A 14,108-nucleotide genomic window follows, 5' to 3' on the forward strand; every position below is an offset into this window, starting at 1 on the left:
TTTAGTAGATAATTTGCACGTCTTTACTGTTAAGATTTATAGCATATTGATATTCCATTATTATTGCCTTAATAATATCAATTTTAGCTTTTGTAGAATTTGAAAATTGTCTGAAATCAAGGCATTTTTCAAAGTATTGATAATTCAATCGTTTTTCTTTCTCTAATAACAATAATTGAAGTTGCCATTCGATAGGATGGGTTTTGATATATATTTGATGAGGTACGATAAATCCCACTTTATACGCCACCTTATCCTCAAACAATTGTAATTGATACATCGCACTTAAAGTAGGCTCTAATACTGAATTCTTCCAACGACATCGTTGTATATATTTTAAAATCTTTTGATTACTCAGTTTATAAATTGTATTTGAACTATGACTAAGTTTATTAGCCTTATCTAAATAGTTTATCAATGTTTGTCTTCTTGCTTTAAACGTCTTACCACCAATATGTTGTATATCTGAATAAACTATAGGTGACTTATCTTGTTCATTCCAAGTTAAAAGTCTCTTAGTTTCACAATCAATAGTACTTGCTTGAAAGTCACTTAGACTTAGCATCATTTTGCTTTTATCATATTTAATATCTTTAACAATCCATATGGGATGTAATCCAATACTATTCAGACCGTCACTACGTAGTCGTATCTTGGATAAACTAATCATAGAAAACTGTAATTCTAACGCTATTTTATCGTTAACTACTATATCTGGTAATTGATTAATCAATTTGTAAAATGGCTCAATTCGGACAGTATATCCTAATCGTTTTAACATAGTTGCTAATTGGTATTTTGCGTGATAGTGAAGTTCTGATTCACCTTTTGCACACCATCTTTGACTCTGGCTTTCATGTGCAAAATGAGGCATAACTTTTATTCCTTTTTTCAAAATTAATTTTGAATGGCAATAAGGACAATAATAATCCACATTTTTAATGGCATTTTTAGCTAAGATATGTTCATTGTTATGATTTAAAGCTTCTAACATACGTTCACCTCATAAATGTTAACGAAGCAAACACTATTTTTACTTTTGACAACACATAAGTTTAAAGAAGTCCATAAAAAAACGAGACATTTTCATGTCTCGTCTAAAATGTTATTTTATTCAGTTGCGTCAGTAAAATAACGACGCATTTGAGAAGTGACATTGTGACTCATAATGATTTTACCGTAGTCATTCAAGTACACTTCAGTTTTATCTGTTGGATAAGCAAATTCTAACAATTGACTATAACTATCATTAATTGTCTCTTGATCTACATTTTCATCAAAATGGATAGCATAATAATATTGTGAATCAATCATGTAAAGTAAATCTTCAAACTCTACTGTACTTTGATTGTTGTGATAAGCATAATTTATTACTTGCTCTAGATCTTCAAATTTAACTATGACAGTACGCATACTTGCTTGTTTACGCTGTCTTTGAGGTTGTTCTTGTTGTGCTTTCTTTTGTTGATCGCGTTGTTCAAATATATTTTCTACATTATCTTCACTTTCAAGTGTTTGAGCTAGAAGTTCATTTACTTGGTCATCAAATTGATCAAAATGATTATCATCAGCCATATTCATAGCTTCTTCATTTTTAGACTTAGAAATAGTCACTTCCACACCCTTTTCAAAGGCATGTACTTGAATCCATAATGGACCTTCAACAACAAAATCTTCTTCTTCATTGATTTCATCCATCATAGACCAAAAGAATTCTTCTCCACGTTTGCGGTTTGTCCATAAATCTTCACGACTAAAGCCACGCGCTTCTATATCGCTATATGTTATAAACAATTTAACTGTTGTATCATCTACGCGTTCTATTCTCATATCATCTCACTCCTTACAGTCGATGAATAGTAACCATATTGTATTAGAACGTGACTTAAATTACAATCTATTTGTTTGATTAAATTTAACTATATTTTTATGGGGTTCTTATAGTGTTATATTCCCCATTTTCATAGGTAAAAAACAACCATCTATGACTCAATTCAACTTCTATAATATACAAAAAACAACACCATTTCAAAAATAGTGTTGTTGTAATATCTTTTAGTAAAGTGATTAAATCACATAGTTATTAAAGTTATTAGTCAACCAAACGTTGAGCTTCTTGTAATTGGAACGTACGGACTTTTCTTGGTAAGAAACGTCTAATTTCATCTTCGTTATAACCAACTTGTAAACGTTTATCGTCTAAAATAATTGGACGACGTAGTAAACCAGGATTATCTTGAATAATTGAGTATAAATCTTGTAATGGTAAAGAATCAATATCAACATTCAATTTTTGGTATGTTTTAGAACGAGTTGAAATAATCTCATCAGTTCCGTCTTCAGTCATTTTTAAAATTAATTTAATTTCATCAATTGTTAAATGTTCAGAAAAAATGTTACGCTCCGTATATGGAATGTCATGTTCTTGTAACCATGCTTTCGCTTTACGGCAAGATGTGCAACTTGGTGAAGTAAATAATGTTACCATACATCTCACTCTCCTATAATTGGATTCATTCGTTATTTTTAAATATGTTATAGATTAAAGAAATTTATGTTTCTTTTGCTTTCTTAACCTTACATTTTACATTATACCCATCTAACATTAAAATTAAATGAGAAAATCCTAATTTTTCTGAGAAATTTTGAAATAATTCAAAATAGTCTCTCAAAATATTTCAATGCTTAAATATACATTCATCTTAACACAACTTACATTTTAAAGAAATACTGTTATAATGATATGTAAATATTATTTGAGAAAGTAGGCATCTTATATGGAAACATTATTTTCAGGCATTCAACCAAGTGGTATACCTACAATTGGTAATTATATAGGTGCATTAAAACAATTCGAAGAAATTCAAAATGACTATGAATGTTTCTTTTGTATTGTTGACCAACATGCTATCACAGTACCACAAGACCGCTTGAAGTTACGTAAACAAATCAGACAATTAGCTGCGATTTATTTAGCATCAGGCATTGATTCTGATAAATCAACACTATTTATTCAGTCAGAAGTACCAGCACATGTCCAAGCTGGATGGATGCTCACTACAATCGCTTCAATCGGTGAATTAGAACGTATGACACAATTTAAAGACAAAGCGCAAAAACGAACAGACGGAGTACCAGCAGGATTACTTACATATCCACCTTTAATGGCAGCTGATATCGTTATTTATAATACAAATATTGTTCCTGTTGGAGAAGATCAAAAGCAACATATGGAATTAACTCGTAACTTAGTAGATAGATTCAATAGTAAATATAACGACGTATTGACTAAACCAGAAATTCGTATGCCTAAAGTCGGTGGACGTGTTATGAGTTTACAAGACCCTACTAAAAAAATGAGTAAAAGTGACGATAACCAAAAGAACTTTATCTCATTATTAGATGAACCAAATGTTGCAGCTAAAAAAATTAAAAGTGCTGTCACAGATTCCGATGGTGTTATTAAGTTTGATCGTGACAATAAACCAGGCGTTTCTAATTTATTATCTATTTATTCAGGACTAACTAATGAAACAATTAAAGATATTGAAGCGAAATACGTTGGAGAGGGTTATGGTAAATTCAAAGGTGATTTAGCAGAAATTGTAAAATCATTCTTAATCGATTTCCAAGAAAAATATGAATCTTATTATAATTCTGATGAACTAGATGATATCTTAGATAAAGGTAGAGACAAAGCTCAAAAAGCCTCATTTAAAACGTTGAAAAAAATGGAAAAAGCTATGGGCTTAGGACGTAAAAGATAAATTATTATCGAAAATTAATTTTCCATTCAAAGTGTTAACACTTTGAATGGTTTCTTTTATATCAAAATTTCATAAAGTATTTTAGGGGGAAGCTATTTTGTATCAATTTAGAAATGCCAAAACAGAAGATTTAGAAGAAATCTTAATTATTGAAAACCAAGGTTTTACACCAGAAGAAGCAGCAACAAAATCAGCTTTAATAAAAAGAATTGAAATGATTAATGATACATTTATTATCGCTGAATTGAATGAAAAGGTTGTTGGTTATATTAATGGACCGGTAATTAATCAACCATTCATTACCGATGATTTATTTGAAAGTATAGATGAGAATCCAACAACTGGAGGTTATGTAGCTATATTAGGATTAGTCGTTGATCAATCACAAAGAAATCAAGGTCTTGCTGGTAAATTACTAAATGAAATAGAACAACGAGCTAAAACACACCATCGTTTAGGTATAACATTAACCTGTAAAGAAGAACTGATACCATTTTATGAAAAATATGGTTACGTTAATAAAGGGGTTTCTAGTTCCCAACATGGTGGTATAAAATGGTTTAATTTAATGAAGGAATTTAAACATTAGTTAATCATAAATGATATAAATTAAATGGCGAAGAAAAAACGTATCGATACGCTTTTCTCCGCCATTTTTAATTTAATTATTTTTTCTTTTTACCAGTTTCTCTATCGATTGATTTATCGATATAAACATCTTTTAATGTCGTATCAGGACCTACTTTATGGTAAACCAAACCTTTGACTTGAGGGTTTGTTAAATGTGCTTCCCCTTTTTGATAAATTGGTGTAACCGGAGCATTTTCTAATAGAATTTTTTCAGCTTGTTGTAAAGCTTCATTTCTCTTTTCTGGTTCTTGTAATAATTTTCCATTAGCATCTTTGATTAATTGGTCATATTCTTTATTACCCCAATCAGTATTATTTTGAGGATTACCAGTTTTCATAATTTCTAAAAATGCCATTGGATCAGGATAGTCAGGTGACCATCCAGCATAAGATGCTTGATAGTTATTAGATAATTCAAGATTTATTTTTTGTTTGAATGGTAATTGCTTCACTTTCACTTCTACACCAGGTAAATTAGTCTCTAATTGAGATTTAATAAACTCAGCTGAAATCTTTTGAACAGGAGTATCTTGAACATTTAAAGTAAAGGTTACATTTTTCTTACCTAATTCTTTTTGAGCTTTCTTCCAATTATCTGCAGCTTCATGTTTGTTATATTTCAATGGTGATTTAATTGTACTAGCAAAATCTTTACCACTTGGAGTTGTAGCAGTTCCATAACCAGTAAAATTACTTGAAGGTAATGAACCATCATTAAATACAGAATCAACATATTCTTTTCTATTAATCGCTTGTGCAATTGCTAATCTCAAATGCTTATTTTTAAATTCTGGCACTTCTTTTTCATTTAATTTAATGTAAAAAGTTGCAGTTGTTAATCTTTTTCTTAAGGCAGGTGACTTTTTATATTTGTCTACTTGCTCAGATGAAATAATTGCGTCATCAACTGAGTTGGTATCATACAGTGCTGCACCAGCTTGATTATCTTTAAGAATTTTATAATTGACTCTATCAAGTTTCACATGTTTTTTATCCCAATATTGATTATTTTTTTCTAATTGAATTTTATCTTCAACTTTCCAGTTTACTACTTTGAATGGACCATTATATACTGCTTTATCAGCAGTAGTACCGTATGCTTTACCATATTTTTTGGCTACTTTTTCATTCTGAGGATCAAATGTATTTAATGCTAATAATTCATTTATATATGGGACAGGTCTTTCTAAATTAATTTGTAATTTATATTTATTTAATGCTTTGATTCCAAGGTCTTTAACTGGTTTCTTTCCAGCATTAATGTCATCAGCATTTTTTATATCACTCATAATATATGCAAATTCTGAAGCTGTTTTAGGATTAACAACTTTTCTCCATGCAAATACAAAGTCATCAGCTGTTACCGGGTCCCCATTACTCCATTTAGCATCTTTTCGTAAGTCTACTGTTAATGTTTTACCATCTTTACTTTTCTTAGGTAAGCTCGTAGCAATAGCAGGTTCTGCCTTATCATGTTTATTCATTGAATATAAACCTTCAAATGACTGTCCCGCTATATCACCAGATACTGCATCTGAAATCATTGTAGTATCTAAAGTTGTCATATCTTGTGGTATTACTTTTCTAAATACTTGTCCTTCATCTGAGTATAAACTTTTACTATTACTACAACCTGACAGTATCGATGATGTAATGATTAAAGTTACTATCAGTGTTATCCACTTTTTCATATGTATCCCCCTCCCTTTTATTATCCTGCAGTATTAATTTGTTGTTTTAATTTTTCTGCTTCAGTCTCTGTGACTAAGACAAAGTGTTCTGGTCTTATTTCATACAATTGTTTATTTTCAATATCGTTATCATCAGGTTGATATGTAATACGTTTTCTTTGTCTTTCAACGTCAGGATCAGGTTGAGGAATAGCTGATAGTAATGATTTTGTATAGTCATGTAATGGGTGGTTATATATATCATCTGCTGGTCCTAATTCGACAATTTTACCAAAATGCATAACTGCTATTCGGTTAGAAATATATTTCACCATAGATAAGTCATGAGCGATAAATAAGAAAGTGATTCCTCTTTCTCTTTGTAATTTCAACATGATATTTACAACTTGTGCTTGGATAGATACATCTAATGCAGAAATCGGTTCATCCGCAATAATAAATTCAGGTTCTACAGCTAATGCTCTTGCAATACCTATACGCTGGCGTTGTCCTCCAGAGAATTCATGCGGGTATCTATTGGCATGTTCTTTACTTAAACCTACTGTTTCCAAAGCATCATATACACGCTTTTTTCGATTGCGTTTATCAGTCGCTAAATGATGAATATCAATACCTTCGCCAACGATATCCATCACTTTTAGACGAGGGTTTAATGAAGCATATGGGTCTTGGAATATCATTTGAATTTTCTTGTTAAATTTCAACATATCTTTTCGTTTATTAATTTTATGAATATCTATACCGTCATATATTATTTCACCACTAGTGATATCATTTAATTTAATAATGGCTTTACCAGTTGTTGATTTACCACAACCAGATTCACCAACTAAACCTAATGTTTCACCTTTATAAATGTCGAAAGAAATATCTTCAATTGCTCTGACTTCATTCTTTTTCCCTTGATTGAAATATTGTTTTAAATGTTTCACTTCTAAAAGTTTAGTTTTGTTATTATTCATTAAACGCCACCCTCTCTACTTTGATGGGTTTTTCATAACGATTCGGTAAATCTTTAAATCGCTTTTGTACTGCCAATGGCGGTTCTACTTTAGGTGCACGTTCATCTAATAACCATGATTTCACAAAATGTGTTGGAGATACCTGAAACCATGGTGCCTCTTCTTTAAAATCAATATCTAAAGCATATTGGCTACGTCGTGCAAATGCATCACCTATTGGAGGATGTAATAAATCTGGTGGTGTTCCTGGAATCGCTATTAAATCAGTTTCATTGCTTGTAGTTAAATCAGGCATTGATGACAATAACCCCCATGTATATGGATGTTTAGGTCCATAAAATATTTCATCCACATTACCTGTTTCAATCATTTGCCCACCATACATAACAGCAACTCTATCAGCAATATTGGCTACTACTCCTAAATCATGGGTGATAAAAATGATAGATGTATTAATTTTTTGTTGTAGTTCTTTCATTAAATCTAATATTTGAGCTTGCATGGTTACATCTAATGCAGTTGTAGGTTCATCAGCAATAAGTACTTTTGGCTCACAAGCAAGCGCTGTAGCAATTACAATTCTTTGTCTTTGGCCACCAGAGAATTGATGTGGATATGCATTAAATCTTTTTTCAGCATTTGGCAACCCTACCAAATTTAAAATTTCTAATGCTCTACGTTTTGCCTCTGATTTACTCATTTTTTTGTGCTTAATTAGAGGTTCCATGACCTGTTTTCCTATTTTCATTGTGGGGTTAAGCGATGTCATTGGATCTTGGAATATCATTGAGATATCTCTACCACGTAATTTGATTAATTCTTTTTCACTTTTTTTCGCAAGATCTTCTCCCAAAAAGTTTATTTCTCCCTCTTTAATACGACCAGAATCACCTTGGAAAAGTTTAGTAATTGCTTTAGTTGTTACAGATTTACCAGAACCTGATTCCCCTACAATTGCTAAAGTTTCTCCTTTGTTGAGATAAAAATCCACACCCCTCACAGCTTGTACTTCTCCAGCTGTAATATCAAAAGATACATGTAAATTATTAACTTCTAAAATTCTTTCTGACATAAACTGCACTCCCCCCTTTTATTTACGCATTTTCGGATCAAATGCATCGCGTAATCCATCACTAAATAGATAGAAGAATAATATTAATAAACTTAAAATAATCGCTGGTATAAATAATTCATGTGGATGAATTAATAACATTGCACGCCCATCATTTACCAGTGAACCTAATGAAGTTTGAGGTGCTGGCACACCGATTCCGATAAAGCTTAAAAATGCTTCAAAGAAAATCGCACTTGGTACAGTAAACATTGAAGTAACAACAATAGCACCTAACGTGTTAGGTAAAATATGTTTGAATATAAGTTTGAATTTTGATGCACCTAGTGTTTGAGAAGCTAATACAAATTCTTGATTTTTGAGTTTTAAAAATTCACCTCTAACCACACGACTCATGCCTAACCAACCAGTAATAGACATAGCTAAAATAATTGTCCAAATTGAAGGTTCAAAAATTAACACAAAAAGAATAACGACAATTAAGTTAGGAATTGAGGCAATAACCTCTAAAATTCTCTGCATCACATTATCAATACGACCGCCAAAGAATCCTGATATTGCACCATAAGTAACCCCAATAAAAATATCAAGAAGTGCTGCCACGATACCTATGAATAACGATACTTGAGTGCCTTTCCAAGTTCTTGTCCATAAATCTCTACCAAGTTGGTCTGTACCAAACCAATAATTATCTTTGGCATGCGCTTCTTTGTATGCATCTTTACCATCTGTCCCTTTTCCATCAAAAGGCAAGAATGGTACTTTATCTAAAACTGCTATTTTAGCAGGTAAATTTCTATGCTCTACGTTTTGAGCTGCATAATCTCTGTTGTTCATTAGAGGTCCAATAAATGCAAATAATACAATGATAATCAGACCTATCATACCTACTACTGCTAATTTATTGCTTCTTAATTGCGCCCAAGCATCTTGCCAGAAATTTTTACTTTCGCGTTGTAATTCTGGTTCTTGATTTAAATCTAATTCTCTAATAACAAAATCAGTAGAAACTGCCCCTTCAGAGGTATGTGACATTGCTGCATTTGAATAATCTTTATCCATTCGTTTTTCTGTCATTACTTTTTACCTCCTTGAACACGAATTCTAGGATCAATTACGCCATATAAAATGTCTACTATAAAAATAGAAACAATGAATAATGTGCTAAACAGAATTGTTGTTGCCATAATAACAGGGAAATCATTAGTAGTTATTGAACGTACGAATTGGTCCCCTAAGCCCGGTACACCAAAGATATTTTCAATTGTTAATGTCCCCGTTAAAATTCCTGCTAACATCGGTACCAAAATCGTGATAATTGGAATTAATGCATTACGTAACGCATGACCAAATAACACTCTCATTGTTGAATTACCTTTAGCACGTGCTAATAGAATATAATCAGAGCTAAGTACCTCAATCATTTCTGCTCGGATATACCTTGCTACTGTAGCTAGTACGACTGCGGATAAAGCAAGTGACGGTAATACTGCTGTAGAAAAACCTTCCCATCCAGCTACTGGAAACCATCTCAAACGAACTGCAAAAACGTATTGTAATAATACTGCTAATACAAATGATGGTACTGAAACTGCTATAACTGAAATTACTGTTGTCGTATAATCAACCCATGTATTTTGTTTTGTTGCTGCCGCAACCCCTAATACCAAGCCAAAAATAATTCCAATAATCATTGCTGTAATACCCATCTCAAATGATGGTAATAATCTAGGTTTAATAAGTTCCCAAACTGGTTGATTATGATATTGGAATGAATAACCAAAGTCCCCAGTTACTACATTTTTTAAATAATGTACGTATTGTACAGCTACCGGATCATTTAATCCATATTTTTCATTTAAAATTGCTTTTTGATCAGCATTTAACTTAGCATCATTAAACGGTGATCCCGGCATCATTTTCATTAAGAAAAAAGTAATTGTAATAATAATAAACAACGATAAAAACATATATCCTAATCGTTTAAATATGTATTTTCCCATCTAATTCCTCCCGATTATTTTCAAAATTGACATTCCCTTCAAAATTTTCTGAATACTTAACTAGTATTATATATTTACAATGCATATAAAATCAATATAGTTTTGCGTTAATGCAATAAAGCAATCATTTTATAAAAATATATTTTTTTGTTTTCAGAATAATTTGGTTGAGTTAAACTATAGACAATACTTAATCGGAGTGGTTTTATTGAAATCGATAAAAAATTATTTATTACCGTTAATCATAACAGTCATCTTATCTTTTCTATTTTGGATTTGGACTTCTCATACATGGACTGATTATATTAACGTCTTATTTTATGTATCATTAATTTCTTTCATACTATTGTTCATTATTCTTTTAGTGCAAGAAGGCATATTCGATGTCACTAGTTATGGTTTTCGACGTTTAACATACCAACTTTCATCTAATTCGAAAAAGAAAAGTATGAAAGATGATGCGTTTTTTAATCCTAAAAACGCAAAAAAGGAACACTACATAATTTCCTCATGGGTGCTCCCTAGTCTTTGTATTAATATATTGTTAGTTATCGTCACTATTATTGTTTCTTTCACTATTTAAAAACGCAAGTGTCACATTAAGCCGACACTTGCGTTTTGTATATTTTAGTCTTCGAATTTTTTGAAAATCAGTACTGCGTTATGTCCACCAAAACCTAAACTATTACTCATTGCATGTGTAATTTCTAAGTCTTGAGCTTCATTAGGCACATAATCTATATCACATTCTGGGTCAGGTGTTTCTGCATGGATTGTTGGAGCAATTTTTGAATCTCTAATAGATAAAGCAGAGAAAATCGCTTCAATACCACCAGTTGCGCCAAGTAAATGACCTGTCATAGATTTTGTTGAGCTAACTTTTAATGTATTAACTGCATCACCAAAAGTATTCTTGATAGCTTGTACTTCGTATAAGTCACCCACTGGAGTACTTGTACCATGCGCATTTAAATATTGAATATCTTTTGCTTCAATGCCCGCATCATCAAGTGCTGCTTGCATTGCTCTAGAACCGCCTTCACCTTCTGGCGCTGGTGCAGTAATATGGTAAGCATCACCTGTTGTACCATAGCCCACAATTTCTGCATAAATTTTAGCACCACGTGCTTTTGCAGATTCAAGAGATTCTATAACTACAATCCCTGCACCTTCACCCATAACAAAGCCATCTCTGCCTTCTTGGAATGGACGGCAAGCCGTTTCTTTATCATCATTTGTAGATAATGCACGACTCGCACTGAAACCAGCAATAGCCATATGTGAAATAGGAGCTTCCGTACCACCAGTTATCATTGCGTCCGCATCACCACGTTGAATGATTTTAAATGCTTCACCAATTGAGTTAGTTCCTGTTGCACAAGCAGTTACAGTTGAGCCACTTGGACCTTTAGCACCTAAATCAATAGATACTTGTCCTGTCGCCATATCTGGAATTAACATTGGCACGAAGAATGGACTTACACGTCTTGGTCCGCGTTCAACTAATTGAGTATGGGCTTTTTCGAATGTTTCCATTCCTCCGATACCTGAACCAATCCACACACCAATACGATTTGCATTCGCTTTAACGTCTAATTGGGAATCTTGTACTGCTTCTCTAGCAGCAACAACTGCATATTGCGTAAATCTATCCATACGACGTGCTTCTTTTTTATCAATAAAATCTTCTACATTAAAATCTTTTAATTCGCCTGCTAGATGCACATTATAATTTTCAGTATCAATTCTTGTAATAGTATCGATACCATTAACTCCTTTTAGTGCATTCTGCCATGTTGTTTCAGCATCGTTACCGATTGGAGATAAGGCTCCGATACCAGTAATAACAACTCTATTATTTTCACTCATTAGTTATCCTCCTATTTTCCCCATTTAATAACCATTGCACCCCAAGTAAGTCCGCCACCGAAACCTACTAAAACTAGCGTATCGTCATCTTTAATTTTACCATTTTGTAACTCTTGATTAATACTTAACGGTATTGAAGCAGCAGATGTATTACCGTATTTATTAACAGATACACTCATTTTTTCAGGTTCAATACCTAATCTTAAACGAGCTGATTCCATAATTCTTATATTTGCTTGATGAGGTACAAATAAATCGATATCTTCTGAAGTTAAACCTGCTTTTTCAACAACACGTGTTGACGCATCGCCCATTATTCTTACAGCAAATTTAAATACTTCACGACCATTCATTTTTAATTTCTTAGTTTCTTTATCTAAATATAAGTATTTTCCGCCACTACCATCAGATCCCATTTCGTAACTAATAATACCACGACCTTCTGATACTTCGCCAATAACAACTGCACCAGCGCCATCGCCAAATAAGACAGCTGTAGAACGGTCAGTTAAATCAGTAATTTTAGATAATTTATCTGCGCCTACTACTAGTATATTTTTATAATCACCTGATTGAATATATTGTTTAGCAGTAATCATTGAATACATAAAACCAGAACAAGCTGCTAACTGATCCATTGTAGGTACTTTTCCTGTACCTAAACGTTCTTGTAAAATATTAGCAACACTTGGGAATGGCATGTCACCTGTCGCAGTCGCTACTATAATCATATCTATATCTTCTGGTTGAATACCAGCATCTTTAATTGCTTTTACACTAGCTTCGTAAGCTAAATCTGATGTATCTTGATCTTCATTAGCCCAATGTCTTTCTTTGATTCCAGTCATTTTAGAAATCCATTCATCTGATGTTTCTAAAAATTGTTCAAAATAGGCATTGTCTACAATATTTTCTGGAGCGTATGCCCCGAAACCTTTAATACCCACATCCATGGTTGTACACCTTCTTAATAAATTTTTAATACCAGGTATTAATTTAACATATTTTTCATTTTAAACTCAAGTATATAGAAATCTAATTGAATAGCTGCTATCTCTACACATACTTATATGATTAGCTATACAATCATATAATACCGTCATTTAAATAGCTTTTTAATTTCAACTAATACAAAAATGCTTTAATTAAATCATATCATATATAAGTTTGATACCACTGTTTCAAACTCATTTGGATTCACTCTATACAAACAATCTTTTTTCCATTAAAATATATGTATATATACTATATTGGAGGTTGCATGCAATGAAATACCTCATGACATTCTTTTGGGCATTCGTTTTATTACAAATGGTCAATTTCGTATTGAACAGTTTAAATGGTGAAGGTAACAGCTTAAATGTTGTTTCACCTATCATTATGGCAGTTATATTTACAATAACAACTGCTATTTTAGGTGCAATAATTAGTCCTAAAAATAAATCTGAACAATACGAATAAGTAAAAACTGGTAGCAGACTTTTATACAGTTGCTACCAGTTTTTTTATAATTTATATCATAAATTTACTATTTTTAAATTTTTCTCCCCGTCAATTGTACACTTGTTTCGTCAATTTTATGTTTGTTTACTTGTTTTAAAAAGTCATTCAAATAAAATCCATTATCTAAATCTAATTTTTCTTTTAATGCATAAACTGTTAATTCATATTGATGATCTTTGTCAGGAGGTGTGGGTCCTACATAATACTTATCAATTGCTGAGAAATCTTCTCCTAATAAGCCACTTGTGAAACTATTCTTTCCTTGAATACCGTCAGTCGTAATTCTAGAGAAATCTTCTTTTACAGAAATATTTGAATTTGAAACTTTAAGATTTGCTACACTCCAATGAATCCAGGTAAATCCACAAACTGGAATAGCATCATAGTCTATTAATGACCAAGCAAGATATTGAGTATCTTTAGGAAGTTCAGTCACTTCAAAAGGAAATGATTTGATTGGATTGCCATTGATTATGTCACTTTCATTTGCGCCAGCTGCATAGGCATATGGGATAAAATTGTTTTTAAATTCTGTGTTGATTTTCATGATGTTCACTCCTCGAATAATTACTATTATTTCTTATTATATTATAAATTAACTAATTAAAGTA

The 14,108-nt window shown here is 31.9% G+C and carries 14 protein-coding genes and 1 pseudogene; 4 read left to right on the top strand and 11 right to left on the bottom strand.

The features are described 5' to 3' along the window. Position 1: 1 nt before the first annotated feature. From NSQ15_RS08835 to spxA, 3 genes are all read right to left on the bottom strand, one after another. Positions 2–994 (bottom strand): competence protein CoiA, encoded by a 993-nt coding sequence (locus NSQ15_RS08835; protein ID WP_070452270.1) that lies wholly within the window; start codon positions 992–994, stop codon positions 2–4. Positions 995–1,110: 116 nt separating this feature from the next. Next, positions 1,111–1,830 (bottom strand): adaptor protein MecA, encoded by a 720-nt coding sequence (mecA, locus tag NSQ15_RS08840; protein WP_029055569.1) that lies wholly within the window; start codon positions 1,828–1,830, stop codon positions 1,111–1,113. A 262-nt stretch (positions 1,831–2,092) separates the two neighbouring features. Then, on the bottom strand, positions 2,093–2,488 hold the full coding sequence (spxA, locus tag NSQ15_RS08845) for a transcriptional regulator SpxA (RefSeq protein WP_002450775.1): 396 nt from the start codon (positions 2,486–2,488) through the stop codon (positions 2,093–2,095). Positions 2,489–2,777: 289 nt separating this feature from the next. Between spxA and trpS the strand changes: the two genes are divergently transcribed. Next, positions 2,778–3,767: a tryptophan--tRNA ligase gene (trpS, locus tag NSQ15_RS08850; RefSeq protein ID WP_017637396.1), complete on the top strand. Its 990-nt coding sequence runs from the start codon at positions 2,778–2,780 to the stop codon at positions 3,765–3,767. Positions 3,768–3,864: 97 nt separating this feature from the next. Then, positions 3,865–4,356, top strand: coding sequence for a GNAT family N-acetyltransferase (locus NSQ15_RS08855; RefSeq protein ID WP_340747108.1), 492 nt, complete (start codon positions 3,865–3,867; stop codon positions 4,354–4,356). Between the two features lie 76 nt (positions 4,357–4,432). On the opposite strand, the gene NSQ15_RS08860 is transcribed toward NSQ15_RS08855, so the two are convergent. The 5 genes and pseudogenes from NSQ15_RS08860 to opp3b form a co-directional block, all read right to left on the bottom strand. Then, the gene (locus tag NSQ15_RS08860) at positions 4,433–6,088 is read right to left on the bottom strand and encodes a peptide ABC transporter substrate-binding protein (RefSeq protein WP_340747109.1); all 1,656 of its coding nucleotides are present in this window, start codon (positions 6,086–6,088) and stop codon (positions 4,433–4,435) included. A gap of 22 nt (positions 6,089–6,110) precedes the next feature. Continuing rightward, positions 6,111–7,050: pseudogene (locus tag NSQ15_RS08865) on the bottom strand (ABC transporter ATP-binding protein); the annotation flags it as partial. After that, complete coding sequence (locus tag NSQ15_RS08870) at positions 7,043–8,122, bottom strand: ABC transporter ATP-binding protein (RefSeq protein WP_046466519.1); 1,080 nt, start codon at positions 8,120–8,122, stop codon at positions 7,043–7,045. The gene NSQ15_RS08870 and the pseudogene NSQ15_RS08865, both read right to left, overlap by 8 nt. An 18-nt stretch (positions 8,123–8,140) precedes the next feature. Continuing rightward, positions 8,141–9,199 (bottom strand): oligopeptide ABC transporter permease, encoded by a 1,059-nt coding sequence (gene opp3C / locus NSQ15_RS08875; RefSeq protein WP_046466518.1) that lies wholly within the window; start codon positions 9,197–9,199, stop codon positions 8,141–8,143. Next, a complete protein-coding gene (gene opp3b, locus NSQ15_RS08880; RefSeq protein WP_046466517.1) occupies positions 9,199–10,125 on the bottom strand; it encodes an oligopeptide ABC transporter permease in 927 nt (308 codons plus the stop codon). Before opp3b ends, opp3C begins: the two co-directional genes overlap by 1 nt. 208 nt (positions 10,126–10,333) lie before the next feature. Between opp3b and NSQ15_RS08885 the strand changes: the two genes are divergently transcribed. After that, positions 10,334–10,708 carry a DUF3899 domain-containing protein gene (locus NSQ15_RS08885; protein WP_340747110.1) on the top strand — a complete coding sequence of 125 codons (375 nt, stop codon included), beginning with the start codon at positions 10,334–10,336 and terminating at the stop codon, positions 10,706–10,708. Positions 10,709–10,752: 44 nt separating this feature from the next. Here the strand turns inward: NSQ15_RS08885 and fabF are convergent, their stop codons facing one another. Both fabF and NSQ15_RS08895 read right to left on the bottom strand, forming a co-directional pair. Beyond that, positions 10,753–11,994 carry a beta-ketoacyl-ACP synthase II gene (gene fabF / locus NSQ15_RS08890; protein WP_017637403.1) on the bottom strand — a complete coding sequence of 414 codons (1,242 nt, stop codon included), beginning with the start codon at positions 11,992–11,994 and terminating at the stop codon, positions 10,753–10,755. 11 nt (positions 11,995–12,005) lie between these two features. Then, entirely contained in the window at positions 12,006–12,947 is a 942-nt protein-coding gene (locus tag NSQ15_RS08895) for a beta-ketoacyl-ACP synthase III (protein ID WP_017637404.1), read from the bottom strand. Positions 12,948–13,260: 313 nt separating this feature from the next. Here NSQ15_RS08895 and NSQ15_RS08900 point away from each other — a divergent pair, with 313 nt between their 5' ends. Continuing rightward, positions 13,261–13,455: a YjzD family protein gene (locus NSQ15_RS08900; RefSeq protein WP_017637405.1), complete on the top strand. Its 195-nt coding sequence runs from the start codon at positions 13,261–13,263 to the stop codon at positions 13,453–13,455. Between the two features lie 73 nt (positions 13,456–13,528). Here the strand turns inward: NSQ15_RS08900 and NSQ15_RS08905 are convergent, their stop codons facing one another. After that, the gene (locus NSQ15_RS08905; RefSeq protein WP_070452284.1) at positions 13,529–14,044 is read right to left on the bottom strand and encodes a YbhB/YbcL family Raf kinase inhibitor-like protein; all 516 of its coding nucleotides are present in this window, start codon (positions 14,042–14,044) and stop codon (positions 13,529–13,531) included. Positions 14,045–14,108: the final 64 nt, after the last annotated feature.

It is taken from the genome of Staphylococcus sp. FSL W8-0774 (assembly GCF_038006785.1).
In the GTDB taxonomy this organism is placed as follows: domain Bacteria; phylum Bacillota; class Bacilli; order Staphylococcales; family Staphylococcaceae; genus Staphylococcus; species Staphylococcus pasteuri.

Bases quoted from the DNA above. Each gene is read 5' to 3' on its own strand.
- NSQ15_RS08835 (WP_070452270.1), bottom strand. From the start codon at position 994: ATGTTAGAAGCTTTAAATCATAACAATGAACATATCTTAGCTAAAAAT.
- mecA (WP_029055569.1), bottom strand. From the start codon at position 1,830: ATGAGAATAGAACGCGTAGATGATACAACAGTTAAATTGTTTATAACA.
- spxA (WP_002450775.1), bottom strand. From the start codon at position 2,488: ATGGTAACATTATTTACTTCACCAAGTTGCACATCTTGCCGTAAAGCG.
- trpS (WP_017637396.1), top strand. From the start codon at position 2,778: ATGGAAACATTATTTTCAGGCATTCAACCAAGTGGTATACCTACAATT.
- NSQ15_RS08860 (WP_340747109.1), bottom strand. From the start codon at position 6,088: ATGAAAAAGTGGATAACACTGATAGTAACTTTAATCATTACATCATCG.
- NSQ15_RS08870 (WP_046466519.1), bottom strand. From the start codon at position 8,122: ATGTCAGAAAGAATTTTAGAAGTTAATAATTTACATGTATCTTTTGAT.
- opp3C (WP_046466518.1), bottom strand. From the start codon at position 9,199: ATGACAGAAAAACGAATGGATAAAGATTATTCAAATGCAGCAATGTCA.
- opp3b (WP_046466517.1), bottom strand. From the start codon at position 10,125: ATGGGAAAATACATATTTAAACGATTAGGATATATGTTTTTATCGTTG.
- fabF (WP_017637403.1), bottom strand. From the start codon at position 11,994: ATGAGTGAAAATAATAGAGTTGTTATTACTGGTATCGGAGCCTTATCT.
- NSQ15_RS08895 (WP_017637404.1), bottom strand. From the start codon at position 12,947: ATGGATGTGGGTATTAAAGGTTTCGGGGCATACGCTCCAGAAAATATT.
- NSQ15_RS08900 (WP_017637405.1), top strand. From the start codon at position 13,261: ATGAAATACCTCATGACATTCTTTTGGGCATTCGTTTTATTACAAATG.
- NSQ15_RS08905 (WP_070452284.1), bottom strand. From the start codon at position 14,044: ATGAAAATCAACACAGAATTTAAAAACAATTTTATCCCATATGCCTAT.